Source organism: Acinetobacter sp. A1-4-2 (assembly GCF_040233925.1).
Taxonomy (GTDB): Bacteria; Pseudomonadota; Gammaproteobacteria; order Pseudomonadales; family Moraxellaceae; genus Acinetobacter.
Genome location: NZ_CP157981.1, coordinates 2,295,366 through 2,314,251 on the forward strand (window position 1 = coordinate 2,295,366; position 18,886 = coordinate 2,314,251).

At 42.5% G+C, this 18,886-nt stretch carries 16 protein-coding genes and 1 tRNA gene; 11 read left to right on the plus strand and 6 right to left on the minus strand.

Translation table 11 applies throughout. The annotated features are described in order from the left end of the window. Positions 1-138: 138 nt before the first annotated feature. Entirely contained in the window at positions 139-1,386 is a 1,248-nt protein-coding gene (locus tag ABJ384_RS11185; RefSeq protein ID WP_349927367.1) for an MFS transporter, read from the minus strand. A gap of 145 nt (positions 1,387-1,531) precedes the next feature. On the opposite strand from ABJ384_RS11185, the gene ABJ384_RS11190 reads away from it, so the two are divergent. From ABJ384_RS11190 to putP, 5 genes are all read left to right on the plus strand, one after another. Then, complete coding sequence (locus tag ABJ384_RS11190) at positions 1,532-2,158, plus strand: 1-acyl-sn-glycerol-3-phosphate acyltransferase (RefSeq protein WP_166170473.1); 627 nt, start codon at positions 1,532-1,534, stop codon at positions 2,156-2,158. Between the two features lie 65 nt (positions 2,159-2,223). After that, a complete protein-coding gene (locus tag ABJ384_RS11195; RefSeq protein ID WP_349927369.1) occupies positions 2,224-3,141 on the plus strand; it encodes a patatin-like phospholipase family protein in 918 nt (305 codons plus the stop codon). 98 nt (positions 3,142-3,239) lie between these two features. Further along, entirely contained in the window at positions 3,240-3,713 is a 474-nt protein-coding gene (locus ABJ384_RS11200; RefSeq protein WP_086196894.1) for an NfeD family protein, read from the plus strand. A gap of 13 nt (positions 3,714-3,726) precedes the next feature. Then, positions 3,727-4,581 carry an SPFH domain-containing protein gene (locus ABJ384_RS11205; RefSeq protein WP_166170479.1) on the plus strand — a complete coding sequence of 285 codons (855 nt, stop codon included), beginning with the start codon at positions 3,727-3,729 and terminating at the stop codon, positions 4,579-4,581. A gap of 181 nt (positions 4,582-4,762) precedes the next feature. Next, positions 4,763-6,253: a sodium/proline symporter PutP gene (gene putP / locus ABJ384_RS11210; protein WP_349927372.1), complete on the plus strand. Its 1,491-nt coding sequence runs from the start codon at positions 4,763-4,765 to the stop codon at positions 6,251-6,253. A 79-nt stretch (positions 6,254-6,332) separates the two neighbouring features. On the opposite strand, the gene ABJ384_RS11215 is transcribed toward putP, so the two are convergent. Then, positions 6,333-7,241, minus strand: a complete 909-nt coding sequence (locus tag ABJ384_RS11215; RefSeq protein WP_349927374.1) for a farnesyl diphosphate synthase — start codon at positions 7,239-7,241, stop codon at positions 6,333-6,335. 219 nt (positions 7,242-7,460) lie between these two features. After that, positions 7,461-8,651 carry a 2-methylaconitate cis-trans isomerase PrpF gene (prpF, locus tag ABJ384_RS11220; protein WP_166171231.1) on the minus strand — a complete coding sequence of 397 codons (1,191 nt, stop codon included), beginning with the start codon at positions 8,649-8,651 and terminating at the stop codon, positions 7,461-7,463. 326 nt (positions 8,652-8,977) lie between these two features. On the opposite strand from prpF, the gene ABJ384_RS11225 reads away from it, so the two are divergent. From ABJ384_RS11225 to ABJ384_RS11240, 4 genes are all read left to right on the plus strand, one after another. Then, positions 8,978-10,333: an amino acid permease gene (locus ABJ384_RS11225; RefSeq protein WP_349927376.1), complete on the plus strand. Its 1,356-nt coding sequence runs from the start codon at positions 8,978-8,980 to the stop codon at positions 10,331-10,333. Between the two features lie 90 nt (positions 10,334-10,423). Further along, positions 10,424-10,496: transfer RNA gene (locus ABJ384_RS11230), tRNA-Arg, on the plus strand. Positions 10,497-11,060: 564 nt separating this feature from the next. Beyond that, positions 11,061-12,314, plus strand: coding sequence for a transporter (locus ABJ384_RS11235; protein WP_349927378.1), 1,254 nt, complete (start codon positions 11,061-11,063; stop codon positions 12,312-12,314). Positions 12,315-12,643: 329 nt separating this feature from the next. Next, on the plus strand, positions 12,644-13,864 hold the full coding sequence (locus tag ABJ384_RS11240; protein ID WP_349927380.1) for an outer membrane protein transport protein: 1,221 nt from the start codon (positions 12,644-12,646) through the stop codon (positions 13,862-13,864). Positions 13,865-13,935: 71 nt separating this feature from the next. On the opposite strand, the gene thrH is transcribed toward ABJ384_RS11240, so the two are convergent. Next, positions 13,936-14,553, minus strand: coding sequence for a bifunctional phosphoserine phosphatase/homoserine phosphotransferase ThrH (gene thrH, locus ABJ384_RS11245; RefSeq protein ID WP_086196902.1), 618 nt, complete (start codon positions 14,551-14,553; stop codon positions 13,936-13,938). A 199-nt stretch (positions 14,554-14,752) separates the two neighbouring features. Between thrH and ABJ384_RS11250 the strand changes: the two genes are divergently transcribed. After that, positions 14,753-15,484 (plus strand): phosphoadenylyl-sulfate reductase, encoded by a 732-nt coding sequence (locus tag ABJ384_RS11250; protein WP_349927382.1) that lies wholly within the window; start codon positions 14,753-14,755, stop codon positions 15,482-15,484. 167 nt (positions 15,485-15,651) lie between these two features. Further along, positions 15,652-17,037, plus strand: a complete 1,386-nt coding sequence (locus tag ABJ384_RS11255; RefSeq protein WP_349927385.1) for a wax ester/triacylglycerol synthase family O-acyltransferase — start codon at positions 15,652-15,654, stop codon at positions 17,035-17,037. Positions 17,038-17,113: 76 nt separating this feature from the next. Here the strand turns inward: ABJ384_RS11255 and ABJ384_RS11260 are convergent, their stop codons facing one another. Both ABJ384_RS11260 and rng read right to left on the minus strand, forming a co-directional pair. Then, a complete protein-coding gene (locus ABJ384_RS11260) occupies positions 17,114-17,284 on the minus strand; it encodes a PA1571 family protein (RefSeq protein WP_086196905.1) in 171 nt (56 codons plus the stop codon). A gap of 135 nt (positions 17,285-17,419) precedes the next feature. Beyond that, complete coding sequence (rng, locus tag ABJ384_RS11265) at positions 17,420-18,874, minus strand: ribonuclease G (protein ID WP_166171219.1); 1,455 nt, start codon at positions 18,872-18,874, stop codon at positions 17,420-17,422. Positions 18,875-18,886: the final 12 nt, after the last annotated feature.

The window sequence follows — 18,886 nt, forward strand, 5'->3', positions numbered from 1 at the left end:
TAAATACCCCTAAGTTATTCTGTAACAGATGTTACAATTCAGAAATATTTAAAAAAATGATTTAATTTTTATTTAGTTATCTTATTTAATCCTTAGATTTTAAATGTATATTGAATTGAATTAAAAAGCTTTTAGGGTTTAGAGCAAACTGTTTTTCCATCTCAGAATCGGGAAAATACAGAGCAATGCCAACACGGTGATCAAGCTTAAATAACTCGCATAACCCAGGAGATCGCCTAAAATCCCGCTTAGGCTATACAGTCCTCCGCTCACGGTTGCCATCAACGCCACCTGGAAAGTGAAATCTGTTCCTGCTAAATGTTTGCGGCTGTATTGCATGACCAGAGTCAGCATCACCACCAACAGCATGGCAGAAATCATGTCTTCAGCGGCATTGATCAGATAAATGATCCTGACATCAATAGAGCGTTGTGCCTCATATTGAATGGCTAACCATGCATAGGCAGCCAGAGTGAAAATTTTCAGAATAGAAAAACCGAGTAAAGCATGCTCACGGGACACATACTTCAGGCTGAACCCTGCAAGCCCTGCACCGATGAGTGCAGCCACAGCGCCAAGCATGGTCACATAAATGCCAATTTGGGAAAATGTCAGTCCTATATCGACCATTAAGGGTTTCAGCAAAGGCCCGGCTAAACCATCGGCAATTTTAAAGGTGATGAGCACCGCTAACCATGCAGCAAGATTTTGCTCTCGATAAAAATAAGCCAGATAATCTTTTATTTTTTGCCAGCGAAATGTTCCTGCTTCGGTACTGGACGGCATATGCTTTAATCGTTGCGGTTCTTTCAGCCATAAAATCGGTAAAGTATTCAACAGCACCAGTCCCGCCAAGATTAAAAATGTGCTTTGCCAATGCAGCCAGTCCAGTGCCCATAAAATAGCCCCTCCACCGACAATAAAGCCTAGTCGTGAGCCAATGACCTGAAAGGTATTACCCCAATGTTGCTGCTGACTGTGCAGCATATTGACTGCCAGACCATCGGTGGCAATATCCTGGGTTGCACCGACCAGATTCATGCTCAGTAAAGCCACAAAAAAAGCCAGCAAGTATTCAGGCTGGTTTAAAGCCTGAATCGGCAGAAAAGATAAGCCAATCAGTACAACCACACTCAACAACTGGGTCGGAATAATCCAGCTACGGTAATGTCCAGATGCTGCATGGCCAAAACGGTCAACCCACGGTGCCCAGAAAATTTTGATTGACCAGGGCAACATTAATAAGCCAAAACCGCCAATATGTGCCAGTGACACCCCTTGGGCACGTAAAATCACCGGTAAGGCATGGGTCATAAAACCGACCGGTAAACCTTGTGCCCAATATAAAGAAAACAGCAGAATATAAATGTGAGGTGTACTCGGCATAGTGGGCCCTTAGGGTCAAAACCGGATTGACTATTTTGATCAGGCAAGCTGAATGACAGTTGATATTTTGCCAATGAATCTTATTTTACAAAAGCTTAACATGTTTAAAAGCCGATAAATTTACCCGGGAGTGCAATCAAACACCATGACTCAACACTTTCCGACCTTGCCCGATCAAGTGCCTGCCCGTAGTGGTCACTTAAGCCGAAATATTTTCAAAAAATTATTTCTTGCCCAAGGCTGGAGTTTTGAGGGTGATTTTCCCAACCTGCCGAAAGCGGTCGCCATTATTTCTCCACACACCTCGAATATCGATGCCTGGCACGGTTTTGCAGCACTGCTTGGACTGGGCATCAAGATCACGGTTTTTGGCAAACACACCTTATTTAACACACCGCTGAAACCCATACTTGAATGGATTGGGGTGATTCCGGTCAATCGCAGTATCCAACAAGGTACCACTCAGCAAATTATCGACTTCATTAATACGCAACAGCAGATCTGGGTCGGTATGGCACCGGAAGGAACACGCAAACAGGCTGAATCGTTTAGAAGTGGTTTTTACCGCATTGCCGTGGGTGCCCATATCCCGATTGTGATGTTTTCACTGGATTATAAAAACAAGGCGATACACTGCCTGGGAGTGTTTCAGCCAACGGGAAATTACGCGCAGGATGTAGAACAGATTTTGGATCACTATACCGGCAAATTTTCAGCCAAAAATCCGGACTGGTTAGCCAAACCGTTACAAAATCGTATAAAAAACAGCTAGTCAAAATAGCAATTATCTGCTGTCATGTGCGCAAATTTTCATCTCATTGGTATACAAATTCAACCATGAAGCTTGTGCAATATTCTTTCATTGCTCTACTAGGGCTTGGACTGATTGGCTGTGACAAAACCACCAAAAAACCACAGCAAACCACAACCATCAAGGCACGTGAACCTGTCATTGCCATTGCGCTCGGTGGTGGTGGAGCTAAAGGATTTGCCCATATTGGGGTGCTGAAAGTTTTAGAATCGCATGGCATTAAACCGAAAATCGTCACCGGGACCAGTGCCGGAAGTTTTGTCGGCAGTATTTATGCCAGTGGCAAAACACCTTATCAACTGCAGCAAATTGCCCTGACTTTAAAAGAATCGGATATCCGTGATTTAACCCTGAACAGTCAAGGTGTTGTACAAGGCCAAAAATTGCAGAATTATGTGAACCAACATATTGCCAACAAACCGATTGAACAATTCCCGATTCGCTTTGCAGCGGTTGCGACCCGTCTGGACACCGGCACTAAAGCTGAATTTATTAAAGGCAATGCTGGTCAGGCCGTGCGTGCTTCCTGCAGTATCCCCAATGTCTTTGTTCCCGCTACCATCGGTGGGAAACAGTATGTCGATGGAGGGCTGGTCAGCCCGATTCCGGTGAAAACAGCGAAAGCGATGGGGGCCGATATTGTTATTGCCGTCGACATTTCTGCACGACCGAGTGGCAATCAACCGATGAATATGTGGGGCCTGCTGGACCAGACCATCAATATTATGGGTCAACAAAGCATTCATGAAGAACTGAATCAGGCCAATGTGATCATTCAGCCTAAAGTGGGACATTTAGGCACGCTGGATTTAAAAGCCAGCAATGCATCCATTCTAGAAGGTGAAAAAGCGACCCAGCTGAAAATCATCGCCATTAAAAAGGCGATCAGCGACTTTAAAAAATCACCCACAGCCTTTAAACCCGCGCCAAAATCCAGAATCTAAAAAATATGCTTTTTTAATATTCAAAGACTTATTCATCTGCTAAATTGATATGGAGGCCTCATGGTCTCTCTTTATTTTGACAATACACGAGTAGATGTATGGAATTTGCATTCGAACCTTGGCATTGGTTTGTACTCGGGGTATTACTGATGCTTTCTGAATTGGTAATCCCCGCTTTTGCTGCACTATGGTTTGGCATCGCAGCCATCATGGTCGGTGTTTTATTCTGGATGTTTCCGATGATGGGCTTAACCACTCAGATTGTCACCTGGATTATCCTGTCTGTGCTATGCACCTTGTTGTGGTTCAAATTTATCAAACCGCTTTCTATTGATAAAACCAAAGCCGGATTATCTCGTGAAGCGACTATTGGTCAGGTGGGCATGGTCATTCAGACTCATATGCAGCATGACCTGATCACGGTGCGTTTTCCCATGCCGGTTTTGGGGTCAGATGAGTGGAACTGTCGGACTCTGTCTCCGGTAGAAGTGGGTGATCGGGTTCGGGTGGTCGATATTCTCGGCAATGATCTGGTGGTTAAACCACACCATCCCAATAACGAAAATATATAAGTGAGGAAATAACATGTCTGGTGGAACAATTATTGTTTTAGCACTGCTGGTTTTTGCCGGCGTGACCATTTTTAAAGGGGTACGCATTGTCCCGCAGGGTTATAAATGGATTGTGCAACGTCTGGGTAAATACCATACGACTTTGGGACCGGGACTCAGTTTTGTCATTCCGTATATTGATGAAGTAGCATATAAAGTGACCACCAAAGATATCGTGCTGGATATTCCTTCACAGGAAGTAATTACCCGTGACAATGCGGTGCTGCTGATGAATGCAGTGGCGTACATTAATATCACTACCCCAGAAAAAGCGGTTTACGGCATTGAAAACTATACTTGGGCCATTCAGAACCTGGTGCAAACTTCACTGCGTTCAATTGTCGGTGAAATGGATCTGGATGATGCGCTATCGTCACGTGATCACATTAAAGCCAAACTGAAAGCAGCCATTTCCGATGATATTTCCGATTGGGGCATTACCCTGAAAACTGTGGAAATTCAGGATATCCAACCTTCAGCCACTATGCAGGCGGCCATGGAAGCACAAGCGGCTGCCGAGCGTCAGCGTCGCGCTACCGTGACCAAGGCAGATGGTGAAAAACAGGCAGCAATTTTGGAAGCCGATGGTCGTCTGGAAGCCTCACGCCGTGATGCAGAAGCGCAAGTGGTGTTGGCTGAGTCTTCGCAACGTGCCATTGAAATGGTGAGTTCAGCCGTAGGAGATAAAGAAATTCCGGTGGCTTATTTGCTTGGTGAACAATATGTCAAAGCCATGCAGGACATGTCGAAATCCAATAATGCCAAAACGGTGGTGTTACCTGCAGACATCCTGAATACCATCCGTGGCGTAATGGGACGCAATCAGTAAGCTACTCTTTTATATTAAAAAATAGACAGCAAAAGCTGTCTATTTTTATTTCAGCCAAGAAAAACTCAGCATTTTTTTTTAATCTATGGTTAAATTTCGCGTTATTTTTTTGAAATGATTTGTGCTTGTTCTTTAAAAGCCTGTGTTTCGATCTACTGTCCACCGTGTAACTGGATACCGTATGAACTCCCTGAATCCGACCTTAATTACCTTTCTTTTTTATATTGTCGCCATGATCGCGATTGGCCTTCTGGCTTATCGCGCGACAGCCAATTTTTCTGATTACATTTTGGGGGGTCGTCGTTTAGGTAGTTTCGTGACGGCGCTCTCTGCCGGTGCTTCAGATATGAGTGGATGGCTGCTGATGGGCTTGCCGGGTGCAATTTATCTTTCAGGTTTATCTGAAATGTGGATTGCAATTGGCCTGATTATTGGTGCCTGGCTCAACTGGCTGCTGGTGGCCGGACGTTTACGTGTACACACCGAAGTACAGCACAATGCCCTGACCCTGCCGGACTATTTCTCCAACCGCTTTAATGACCAGAAGAAAATTTTACGTGTGGCATCAGCTTTCATTATTCTGATTTTCTTTGCCATTTATTGTGCTTCCGGCATGGTGGCTGGTGCTCGCCTGTTTGAAAACATGTTTGACCTGTCCTATAGCACGGCACTATGGATCAGTGCCATTGCCACCATCAGTTATGTATTTATCGGTGGCTTCCTCGCGGTCAGCTGGACCGACACCATTCAAGCGTCATTGATGATTTTTGCTCTGTTACTCACCCCTATTGTGACCATTCTGAGCTTCTCGGACCTGTCTCAAATGACCCTGGCACTTGAAGCTGCACGTCCGCAAGCGATGGATATCATGGGTGATCTAAGCTTTGTAGCGATTATGTCCTTACTTGCCTGGGGCTTAGGCTACTTTGGTCAACCACATATTCTGGTGCGTTTTATGGCAGCAGATTCGGTGAAATCCATTCCCAATGCACGCCGTATCGGTATGACCTGGATGACGTTATGTCTAGGTGGTGCGGTGGCAGCAGGCTTCTTTGGGATTGCCTACTTCCAGCAGCATCCGGAACTGGCTGGTGCTGTGACGGCCAATCCTGAAACTGTATTTATGGAACTGACCAAGATTCTGTTTAATCCATGGATTGCAGGTATTGTACTGGCTGCCATTTTAGCCGCGGTGATGAGTACCCTGAGTTGTCAGTTACTGGTCTGCTCAAGTACCTTGACCGAAGACTTTTACAAATCCTTCTTGCGTAAAAATGCCACACAAAAAGAACTGGTTTGGGTGGGACGTCTGATGGTGTTACTGATTGCCCTGCTTGCCATCTGGATGGCTGGAAACCCTGAATCCAAGGTTTTAGGTTTGGTGGCTTATGCCTGGGCAGGTTTTGGTGCAGCCTTTGGTCCACTGATTATTCTATCTTTGTTCTGGCGTCGTATGACTTTAAATGGCGCACTTGCAGGTATGCTGGTCGGAGCTGTGGTGGTCATTCTATGGAAAAATCTGTTGGGCAATACCGGTGTTTATGAAATTATTCCCGGCTTCATTGCTTCAATCATTGCCATTGTCGTAGTCAGTCTGCTGGGTACAGCCCCTTCTGCTGAAGTCACCACCCGTTTCGATGAAGGTGACCGCCTGTATAAAGCATCTAAATAATTTTTACAGTCTAAGCCTATAAAAAAAAGAGGATTTATGATCCTCTTTTTTTAGTCTTGGCTGCTGTATTTGAATCAAATTAACTTTTACGCGCCAATAAAAATTCTGAAATCTGGTTCAGTTCAGCTGCATTTTCAGAAAACATCTCCAAAGCATTAAAGGCCTGATCATGCAGCTCTTTGGCATAGGCTTGAGCTTTTTCCAGGCCCATGAGTGCAGGATAAGTCGATTTATCCACTTGCTCATCCTTACCCGCAGTTTTCCCCAGTACTGCCGTATCGGAAATAATATCCAGAATGTCATCCTGCACCTGAAAGGCCAGTCCAATCGCTTGCGCATATTCACGCAGTTTAGGAATGGCAGGATCTGTACCTTCAAATACGGTCACGGCTGCCATCATCACGGCTGCAGAAATCAGGGCACCAGTTTTATTGCGGTGAATATTTTCCAATGCATCCTGATCCACTTGCTTGCCTTCAGCCTGTAAATCCAGCACCTGACCGCAGACCATTTTCGAGCTGGCAGTCGCCAGAATTTGCATCTGTTTTAAAACAATGGTCGGAGCAACTGCCGGACCCTGATCAAACAGGCGACTGCCCAAGATTTCAAAGGCCATCGACTGCAAAATATCACCCGCCAGTAATGCCGTATCTTCCCCAAAAGCAACATGACAGGTCGGTTGACCACGACGCAAGGAATCATTATCCATACAGGGTAAATCATCATGGGCCAGTGAATAACAGTGAATCATTTCAATGGCGACTGCAGCACGGCGTACGGCAGCAAAATTTGCATTCGGTTTTAAAGCAGCGGTGGCATAACAAAGTGCAGGACGTACCCGTTTTCCACCCAGCATGACCGCATGATACACAGCCCCTTTAAGCGGCTCCGGAATGGAAAATGCGTCTAATGCCGTTAATAAATCTTGTTGAATACGTTGCTGTGCTTGAGTTAATGCATTTGCTTGCACGTCAGTTAAAGATGACACATTCGCCTCGAATACTTTGCTTTGGGAATAGATCGGGAAAATTAAAAATGACCCCGATCTAATATACAACGCTCTTGTCACCTTCGACAGAGAACTTGCGATTCCTCATCTACATGAGAATTGAACCGTCATCATCGTTTAAGCTTTAATCAGGCTAACTTATTGATCAATGACAAGCAGCATGATACTGCTTTCTCGCAAGATTCTCTATCTTGTTTGCTATTTCAAGCTATCTTCCGGAATTCGGACCCAGCCTTCCATCAGTACCCGCGCACTGCGGCTCATGACAGCTTTTTTGACCACCCATTGTCCATTTTCCTGCACAGCTTGTGCGCCGACTCTTAAGGTACCTGATGGATGTCCAAAGCGTACTGCTTCACGTACTCCGCCACCTGCTGCCAGATTAACCAAAGTTCCAGGAATCGCAGCAGCCGTACCGATCGCCACTGCAGCCGTTCCCATCATGGCATGATGCAGTTTACCCATCGACAAGGCACGAACCAGCAAATCGACATCAGTGGTTTGAATATCTTTACCGCTTGAAGATGTATAGGCTTTAGGTTTCGATACAAAGGCAATTTTCGGGGTATGCTGGCGCTTTTCCGCTTCGGAAATATCCTGAATCAGACCCATCTGTTTTGCGCCATAAGCGCGGATAGTTTCAAAACGTGCCAGTGCCTGAGCATCGCTATTGATGGCATCCTGTAATTCAGTACCTTCATAACCAATATCTTCTGCATTTAAAAAAATGGTCGGAATACCGGCATTAATAAAGGTTGCCTGAAAAGTTCCGATTTCCGGTACTTCAAGAGTATCTACGACATTCCCCGTCGGGAACATGGCTCCGCCCTCTTCACCATCATCAGCCGGGTCCAGAAATTCAATGGCAACTTCAGCTGCCGGGAAAGTCACCCCATCCAGCTCAAAATTACCAGTTTCCTGCACCTGTCCATTGGTGATCGGCACATGGGCAATAATGGTTTTTTGGATATTGGCTTGCCAGATACGGACTGTACAAATGCCATTTTCCGGAATACGTTCTGCACTGACCAAGCCATTGGAAATGGCAAATGAGCCGACTGCAGCCGTTAAGTTTCCGCAGTTACCACTCCAGTCCACAAAAGGCTGATCAATCGAAACCTGTCCAAATAAATAATCGACATCATGATCTGGCTGGACACTTTTGGCCAAAATCACGGTTTTACTGGTACTTGAAGTTGCTCCACCCATGCCATCAATCTGCTTGCCATATGGATCAGGGCTTCCAATCACTCGCAGCAATAACTGATCACGCACTTTTCCAGCCTGCTGTGCAGCTTGTGGCAAGTCATCCAGTTTAAAGAACACCCCTTTACTGGTACCGCCACGCATATAAGTTGCTGGAATCTTGATTTGTGGAGCAAAACTCATTTCTCTTTTATCCTTTCATTTATCATTGTTGTACATCGCCGTCAGCAAAATGCTAAAAAGTATCATAGCGATTTTTTTATGAAATAGATGCTTTCTTGACTTAAGTATAAAAAACGAATATCAAACTTTTTTTCATCATTTACCTCATTTTATTTTATGTATTAAAAAATAAAATTAATTTATTGATTCAAAATAGGAATATATAAAATATTTTTTATATGATTATTTTTTAACAATCCCTCTCTAGAGCCCGTACTAGGCTTATACATTTCAATCTATTACAATCCATTTCAATCCTTTCCTTACACATTGTCGGGCTGAATACTTTGAACAACGAGTCTTCCAAACTTCAGCGTGGCTTAAAGAACCGTCATATCCAACTGATCGCCATGGGCGGTGCAATTGGGACAGGCTTATTCTTAGGTTCCGCACAGGTCATCCAATCTGCTGGTCCTTCCATCATTTTGGGTTATGCCATTGGTGGTTTAATCGCCTTTTTAATCATGCGCCAACTGGGCGAAATGATTGTTCATGAGCCTGTAGCAGGATCATTTAGCCACTTTGCCAATAAATATTGGGGCAAATTCCCAGGCTTCCTGGCGGGCTGGAATTACTGGATTTTGTACGTTCTGGTTGCCATGACAGAGCTTACTGCAGTCGCCAAATATATTAATTACTGGTGGCCGCATATTCCTGCATGGGCTTCGGTACTGTTATTTTTCATTGTCATTACTCTGGTCAATCTCGGCAATGTCAAGTTTTATGGCGAATCCGAATTCTGGCTTTCCATTGTTAAAGTGACTGCCGTGATTTCCATGATTGTTTTCGGCCTGTATTTATTACTGACTGCAGATGCAGGATCAACCTCTTCATTTAGCAATCTTTGGTCACATGGCGGTTTCTTCCCGAATGGTTTTGAAGGCCTGTTCTATATGCTGGCTTTCCTCATGTTCGCCTTTGGCGGTATTGAACTGATTGGTATGGCGGCTGCAGAAGCCAAAGACCCGGAAAAGACCATTCCTAAGGCCATTAACCAGGTCGTGTTCCGTATTCTGATTTTCTATATTGGCTCACTCACGATTCTTTTATCCTTAGTGCCTTGGAACCAGCTGGAACTGGGTGGTATGGATAAAAGTCCATTTGTAATGATTTTCAGTCAACTCGGAATTGGCTGGGCAGCACATCTACTCAATTTCATTATCTTGACTGCGGCACTGTCTGTTTATAACAGTGGTATGTATGCCAATAGCCGTATGCTGTATGGTCTGGCACAGCAAGGCAATGCACCGAAAGCGTTCATGAAAGTAAATAAACAAGGTGTGCCTGTTCCTGCTGTTTTATTCTCAGCCCTGCTCATTTTCGGTTGTGTGCTTTTAAACTACTTTGTCCCAGAAGACGCTTTGGGCCACTTGATGTATGTGGTCGTAGGTGCCTTGGTGCTAAACTGGGCCATGATTAGTTTGACACATTTGAAATTCAAACAGGCTGTCAAAAACGCTGCGATTCAAACCAAGTTCCCGGCACTCTGGGCTCCTGTCAGCAATTATGTGGTACTGATCTTTATTGCGACAGTACTTTATATTATGTGGACCCAAGGTTTTAAAGAATCCGTATTGATGATTCCCGTCTGGATAGTGCTGATGTTTGGCCTATTTAAAAGCCTAAAGACGAAGAAATCTTAAACATAAAATTCGTTTAAATCATTTTAAAAAGTTATTGTTTCGACAATAACTTTTTTTTTACCTGTATTTGCGCTACATTAGCTGCGCATTGCGCCCTTAGCTTAACTGGATAGAGCAGTTGCCTCCTAAGCGACCGACGTGGGTTCGAGTCCCGCAGGGCGCACAATACTTTTCACCCTAGAATGTTTAATAAAAATAATCTAAAGCCCTATTCAGCCTGCCAGATCTCGCTTCCCTACCTGCCTATATTTAAACTTTCCCTTAGTCAGGTAATGATACGAGTGTTTTAAAATTCCCAAATAGCAATTAATAATAAAAAATATTTAAAAAATTAAATTTCCTGACCTGCTGTTTTTTAAATTTCAATTATTACGTTTGAAGAGAGAACTCTATCACATAAAAATACGATACTTTTTATGATAAATGGTCATTTTTTAATCAAACAAATATTCACATAAAATAATTATCAATTTAGTTTAATTAATTATTTTTCAATTATTTAAAATAAACTATTAGTATAAATTTAGACTAAAAACTCTAATACGTTCATTTTTTAAACTCCAGAGTTTTTTATAGAGCATTTACTCTTTTTTTTATTGTGCTATTTTTGTCACATGGAGTAACAAATGATATCTGGTTATATAACTGATATTAGGAAAATAAATTTAGCGCATTCAAAAACACAAATCAGCCGTAATAAAATTTGTACCTCAAGGAAAGACACAAAATGAAATTAAAAACTCTTAGTACCGCAATGATTCTTGCAACAGTACCAATGACGGGTGCATTTGCAGCTGCACTAGATCGCTCAGGTCAATCTATTTCAGCCTTCCTACAACCGGGTAACTATTTCGAAGCGGGTATTTCTGTTTTAGATCCAACCGTTGAAGGTAAAGCGAAAGCAACTTCTGGAGGGGGCTCATTATCTGATATGGGAGATGATTATTATTTTCCTACAGCAGCACTGAAGTTCCAGCCAACTGAAAAATTCTCTGTAGGCATCTTATATGACCATCCATTTGGAGCAGATGCTACTTACTCAAGTTCAGATCCGTTAGTTGCTGCAGGTACTGGCTTATTCCATCTTAATGGCGAAAGTACAGAAGTAGAAGTGACTACACAAAATTTATCTTTGATCTTGGGTTTCCAACCAATTGAAAATATCAATATTTATGGTGGTGCCGTTTATCAAACTGTAGAAGGTGACGTACAACTTCGTGGTGCAGCCTATGGTTCTGCAAATGCTTTAGGCAAATATAATGCATCAATGAAAGAAGATTCTGCAGTGGGTTGGTTAGCAGGTTTCGCCTACCAGATTCCAGAGATCGCATTAAAAGCTTCTTTAACATATCGCTCAGAAATCGATCATGAAGCGGCTACTCGTGAATATGGTCAAAGTAATATTCTGGCGCTTGTTGCTCAAAATCCTGCCGCTGCTTTATATGATGTTAATACAACCACTAAAATCACAACTCCACAGTCTGTAAACTTGGATTTCCAAACTGGCATCATGGCAGATACCGTAGCATTTGCTAATTTACGTTGGGTAAACTGGAAAGATTTTTCTATTCGTCCAGAGAAATTTGGTCAAATTGCGCAAACTTTAGGTGCTGTTGGTCAAACCCCTGATAATCCTAATGGCTTTGACTTAGTCGCTTATACAGATGATCAAATCTCAGCAACCGTTGGTGTTGGTCGTAAACTGAGTGAACAATGGGCTGGTAATGTTTCAGTAGGTTATGATACCGGTGCAGGCAACCCTGTATCTACCCTTGGCCCAACAGAAGGTTACTGGAATGTGGGTCTAGGTATTCAATTTTCACCTGCTCCTAACTACTTCATCGCTGGTGGTGTGAAATACTTCATGCTAGGCGATGCTGCGGCCCAACCCGCATCTATGTTCGGAACAAATAAAGCAATTGCAGAATTCGAAGATAATGATGCATGGGCTTATGGTCTTAAAATTGGTTACCGCTTCTAATCTTATTTAACCAAACAATAAAAGACCATTGTTCGCAATGGTCTTTTTTTTCAGTCTTTGATTAGCATTTAATATACACTTATAAATTAATAGCTGTATTTTCAATCAAACAGTTAATTTTTTATTTTGAAATTTACTCCATTCTTTATAATTTTCTTTTTATTTAAAAATCATAAAGATAATTTAACAAAAATAGAATTATTACTCTATCAAGCATCATTTGTGTGCTTACAAGTCAATTATTAAACTCTAGCAGAGTATTTACTCTTTTTTTATTTATGTTACTTTTCCAGCACTTTTAGTTACAAAATGGCATCAGGGAAAGAACCATGAAGCTCAACAAAATATATTCAGCAGTTTTAATTAGCTTACTTCCATCTGCTTCAGTATTGGCCGCTGGCTTAGATCGCTCAGGTCAATCTATAGCCGCATTCTTACAACCCGGAAATTATTTTGAAGCAGGCATTTCTATTTTAGACCCTGAAGTTTCAGGTAAAGATAAGTCTGGAAATACGGCTACAGATATGGCTGGTGACTACTATTTCCCACATGCTGCTTTGAAAGTTCAAGCGAATGAACACTTTTCTGTAGGTTTAATTTATGATCAACCTTATGGTGCGGATGCAGAATACTCTGGAAATAATAATTTTGTAGAAAATCGTCCTGTTCCTTTTAAAGGTGGCACCTCTGTCGAAGTAGACACACAAAACTTAAATCTCATATTAGGCTACCAACCGACTCAGAATTGGAACTTATATGCAGGTGCCGTATATCAAACTGTGGATGGTACAGTACTACTTCGTGGTACTACCTATAGTGCTTTCAATGGCTACGATTTTAGAACGGGTGAAGATGAATCGGCAGGCTGGTTAGCAGGTGTTGCATATCAAATTCCGGAAATTGCACTCAAAGCTTCCGTCACCTATCGTTCAGAAATCAAGCACAAGATCAATGCTTATGAACGCTTTAATGCTGCAGGCATGACAGGCAATACCCTATTAGATAATGCAATGACTGCCTTGAATGCATCTTCAGGACAAACTGAATTAACCACGCCACAATCTGTCAATGTTGATTTACAGAGCGGCATTATGGCGGACACTGTTGCCTTTGCAAATCTGCGTTGGGTGGATTGGTCTAATTTTAAAGTTCAACCCTACAATTTTGGAAAACTCTCTCAAATGCTTGGACAAGCAGGTCTGGTACCGGGAAAACCGAATGGCTTTAATCTAATTGACTATAAAGACGATCAAATTTCTGCAACAGTAGGCCTAGGCCGTAAACTGAATGAACGTTGGGGTGCCAATGTCTCTGTAGGCTGGGATTCAGGTGCAGGTAATCCAGTCACCACCCTTGGTCCAACCGAAGGCTACTGGAATGTGGGAACAGGTGTGCGCTTCTCCCCTGCTGAAAATTACTTTATCGGAGCAGGTGTGAAATATTTCTGGTTAGGTGATGCTGATGCTGTGACTGGAGCTCATACCCAAGCAGGACAATTTGCGGATAACCATGCTATCGCTTATGGTTTGAATGTAGGTTATAAATTCTAAACATATTTTATATGTTTAAAAAAGGCGTACCCATCGGGTACGCCTTTTTTTACTTATATAAATATAAGGATTTATGCTGGAATATTACGCACTGAAGCATTACGAATCGCTTCTTTTAATGCATCATAACCGTGAATAGGCGGGAACTGAGGGAATTCAGCAATGACATTTTCCGGTGCATCAAACAGGAACCCGTGGTCTGCTTCGCCCAACATCGTAGTATCGTTATAAGAATCGCCTGCTGCAATCACACGGAAGTTCAAACCATGCAGGGCTTTAACAGCTTGGCGTTTTTGATCAGGCTGACGAAGTTTATAAGCTGTGATCATGCCATTTTCATCAGTTTCTAACTTGTGACAGAAAATGGTTGGCCAATCGAGTTGCTTCATTAAAGGATGAGCAAACTCATAGAACGTATCGGAAAGAATAATCAATTGAAAATGTGTACTCACCCATTTCACAAATTCTTTTGCACCTGGGAAAGGTCCCATCTCTGCAATTACTTCCTGAATATCATTTAAGCCTAAACCATGCTCTTTTAAGATATTCAGGCGCTGCGTCATTAACACATCGTAGTCTGGAATATCACGTGTAGTGGCTTCCAACGCTTTAATTCCAGTTTTCTTGGCAAAGTTAATCCAAATTTCCGGAACCAACACCCCTTCAAGATCAAGACATACGATTTCCATGGGCTCTCCCAATGTCAGTAAAAAATTTTGCGTTATGATAGCTTAAAAATAGAGATTTCAGGGGCTGTTTTTTAAATCTATTTTATTCATAAGCATTTATTTTTTAGTGCTAAGCGGATTATTTCAATTCCATTAAAATCATTGTGAATTAAACTAATATAGGTTTTTAAGTGTCCAAGCCTATACGCCAGGAACTGTCATGACTAAAATCCCTACCATTGACCTTGTTGATGCACTTGCATCTGAATATGCCGATAAATCTCCCAGCGAGATTCTGGAACTTGCTTTAAGTCAAGAAGGTGAAATTGCCATTTCATTTTCAGGTGCTGAAGATGTGGTTTTAATTGATATGGCTTCTCATTTGGGCAAACCTTTTCGTGTCTTTAGTCTCGATACCGGTCGTTTACATGCAAAAACCTATCAATTTATCGATCAGGTCCGTAAACATTATAATATTGAGATCGAAATTTGTTTCCCTGAAACAGAAGTGATGCAAAAACTGGTGACTGAAAAAGGTTTTTTCAGCTTCTATCAGGATGGCCATCAGGAATGTTGCGGTATCCGTAAAGTTCAACCCTTACGCAAAAAGCTGGCTACACTGGATGGCTGGATTACCGGTCAACGTAAAGATCAAAGTCCGGGGACTCGTAATGAAATTCCAGTGGTGCAAGCAGATGCCGGTTTTTCAGGTCCAGGAAAACAGCTGATCAAATATAATCCTTTGGCAAACTGGTCAAGTTCCGACGTGTGGAACTATATCCGCATGATGGAAATCCCTTATAATCCGTTGCATGAGCGTGGCTTTATTTCGATTGGTTGTGAGCCCTGCACTCGTCCTGTATTGCCAAATCAGCATGAACGTGAAGGCCGCTGGTGGTGGGAAGAAGCGACCCATAAAGAATGCGGGTTACACGCAGGAAATTTAAAATAATATTTAAAAAAATCACTGTTATTCAGTGATTTTTTTAACTTATCATTACACATAAAGCAGTTCATTTCTTTTTGAAAAAAGATATACTAAAAACACTCTTTTATATAATTCTAACAAGCCTGTTCATATAAGAACAGGCACAAAATTGCAGTGAGGCATTCAACGCTATGCGTCCATTACACCCAATTGATTTTATTTTTCTGTCGCTTGAAAAGCGTCAGCAACCGATGCACGTCGGTGGGCTGTTCCTGTTTCAAATTCCTGACAATGCACCTGATACATTTATTCAAGACCTCGTTGCTGATATTCGTAAATCCAAATGTCTTCCTGTTGCGCCTTTTAATAATAAACTCAATGGCCTATTTTGGGATGAAGACCAAGAATTTGATCTAGACCATCATTTCCGCCACATTGCACTACCGCACCCGGGTCGAATCCGTGAATTACTGACTTATATTTCACAAGAACATAGCGCACTGCTTGATCGTGCCAAACCACTCTGGACCTGCAACATTATTGAAGGCATTGAAGGCAACCGCTTTGCCATGTACTTTAAAATTCACCATGCTATGGTTGATGGTATTGCCGGTATGCGTTTAGTAGAAAAATCACTATCCTATGATCCAGAAGCCAAGAGTATTGTGCCACTCTGGTGTGTCGAAGGTCCTCGTGCTAAACGATTAAAAGAACCGAAAGCAAGTCGTATAAAGAAAGTCATGGGGGCTGTAAAATCACAATTTGAAGCGACCCCTAAAGTCATGTATGAACTATCGCAAACCATCTGCAAAGATATGGGGCGCAATCCTGACTATGTTTCCAGCTTCCAGGCACCCAGCAGCATTTTAAATCAGCGAGTCAGTTCATCACGCCGTTTTGCCGCACAATCCTTTGAATTGGGCCGCTTAAGCAAAATCGCAAAAGCACTGGGTGTCACCATCAATGATGTAGTCTTGGCCATCTGTTCTGGCGCACTGCGTGAGTATTTGATCAGTCATCACGCATTGCCGAAAAAACCGCTGATTGCTATGGTTCCTGCTTCAATTCGTGATGATGATTCTGAAGTTTCAAACCGTATTACCATGATTTTGGCTAATCTGGGCACACATAAAGATACGCCTTTAGAACGCCTGCAAATTATTCGCCGTAGTGTGTTAAATGCCAAGCAGCGGTTCAAACGCATGAATTCAAATCAAATTTTAAACTATAGCGCATTAGTTTACGGTGCAGCAGGTTTAAATATTGTCTCGGGAATGATGCCAAAACGCCAAGCGTTCAATATTGTGATTTCTAACGTGCCAGGGCCACGCGAACCGCTATACTGGAATGGTGCAAAACTGGATGCACTCTATCCAGCTTCAATTGTACTGGATGGACAGGCACTGAATATTACCATGACCAGCTATCTAGATAAACTGGAAGTGGGGTTAACTGGTTGTCGTAATGCCTTACCGAAAATGCAAAACTTGCTCACGCACCTGGAAGATGAAATTCAGCACTTTGAAGAAATTGTAGGTCAAGATATTCCACCAAAAAAGTTAAAAGCGGTGAGTTAACCGCAGCTTCAAAAGAGTGAATAATAAATAAAATAAGGGACCTTTTAGAGGTCCCTTTATTTTCTATTGCACGAAATTAATTCTTAATTGCACGACATTGATTTAATAGTTGATGACAAACTGAATGAATCATGGCAGCTGTAATTTGAACTTCTTTACCCTGCTCATTGACGATATAACCGTTTTGGCTCATTTTATTATCTGTAACTTTCGTATTTTGTTGAACTGCTACTTGGCTTATACTCATGTCATACCTCTTGTTTGCTAAACCAAAACTGGGAGATTTTGGCTTTGGCTACTTGTGTATGACTAGTATTAAAAATTCAGCCTAAAAAGTAAAATTTCAGATGTAACAAGTGTTTAACGATATTCTGTTACAATTTCAGCTCAGAATGATATCGTATTGCTCTTGCGTATACAGATTTTCCACCTGAAATTTGATGATACGCCCTATAAAGTGCTCTAAATCGGCCACTGCAGGTGCTTCCGCTGTTAACAATCGGTCAATCACCAAAGGGTGTGCCACCACAGTAAAACCACTTTTACATTCAAAAGCGCGGGCATATCTTAAAATTTCCCGAAAAATCTCGTAACACACTGTCTCTGCCGTTTTCACATAACCCCGTCCCTGACAGGTTGGACACGATTCACATAATAAGTGTTCTAAAGATTCACGAGTACGCTTTCGGGTCATTTCCACCAGGCCCAGTTCGGAAACCTGGGTAATTTTGGTTTTGGCATGATCACGTTCCAGCATACGCTCAAACTGGCTCATGACTTCTTCACGATGCTGCGCTTCCTGCATGTCAATGAAGTCAATAATAATGATGCCACCCAAATTACGTAAGCGTAGCTGACGGGCAATGACTTGAGTCGCTTCCATATTGGTTTTAAATACGGTGTCTTCTAAAGTCCGGCCACCGACATAGGAGCCGGTATTGACATCTATAGTGGTCATAGCTTCAGTCTGGTCGATCATCAAATAGCCACCCGATTTCAATGCTACGCGGGTTTGCAGGGCCTTCTGAATATCTTCTTCAACATTGTACAAGTCAAAAATGGGACGTTCACCCGGATAGTGAACCAGTCGATCTTGCATACTGGGAACAAACTCAAGTACAAATTCTTGCAACTTGGCATGTATTTCACGTGAGTCGACAGAGATTTTAGAAGTATCTTCATTGGCCAAATCACGAATCACGCGCTGTGGCAGCGGCAGTTCTTCAAAAATCAGAGAAGGGACAGCAATGCTTTTTTGCTTGCGCTGAATAAATTCCCAAAGTTTGGCCAAATATGCCATATCCTGTGCAATTTCAGCTTCAGGAATCCCCTCTGCCGCAGTACGGACAATGACGCTGCCGGGTAATTTATGCTCGCTTTGAATGCGTTCGATCATCGAACGCAGCCGATCTCGTTCTTCTTCTGATTCAATGCGTTGTGATACACCAATATGATGACCATAAGGCATCAATACCAGATAACGTGAAGGAATGGAAAGATCGGTAGAAAGACGCGCCCCTTTGGTCCCGAGCATATCCTTCATCACTTGCACCGTGAGAATCTGACCGGGTTGCAGCAGTTCAAAAACGTTGGGGGTCGGTTGATTGCGGGGCCAGACCATATCGTTGATATGGAGGAAGGCGGTTCGAGAAAGACCAATATCAACAAAAGCAGCCTGCATACCCGGAAGTACACGCACCACTTTGCCTTTATAAATATTGCCCACCAATCCACGCTTAACCGTACGCTCAACAAATAATTCATTGACCGTGCCGTTCTGGATTAAGGCCACACGACATTCCATAGGTGTGACGTTAATCAACAACTCGTCAGACATAATAAAACTCAA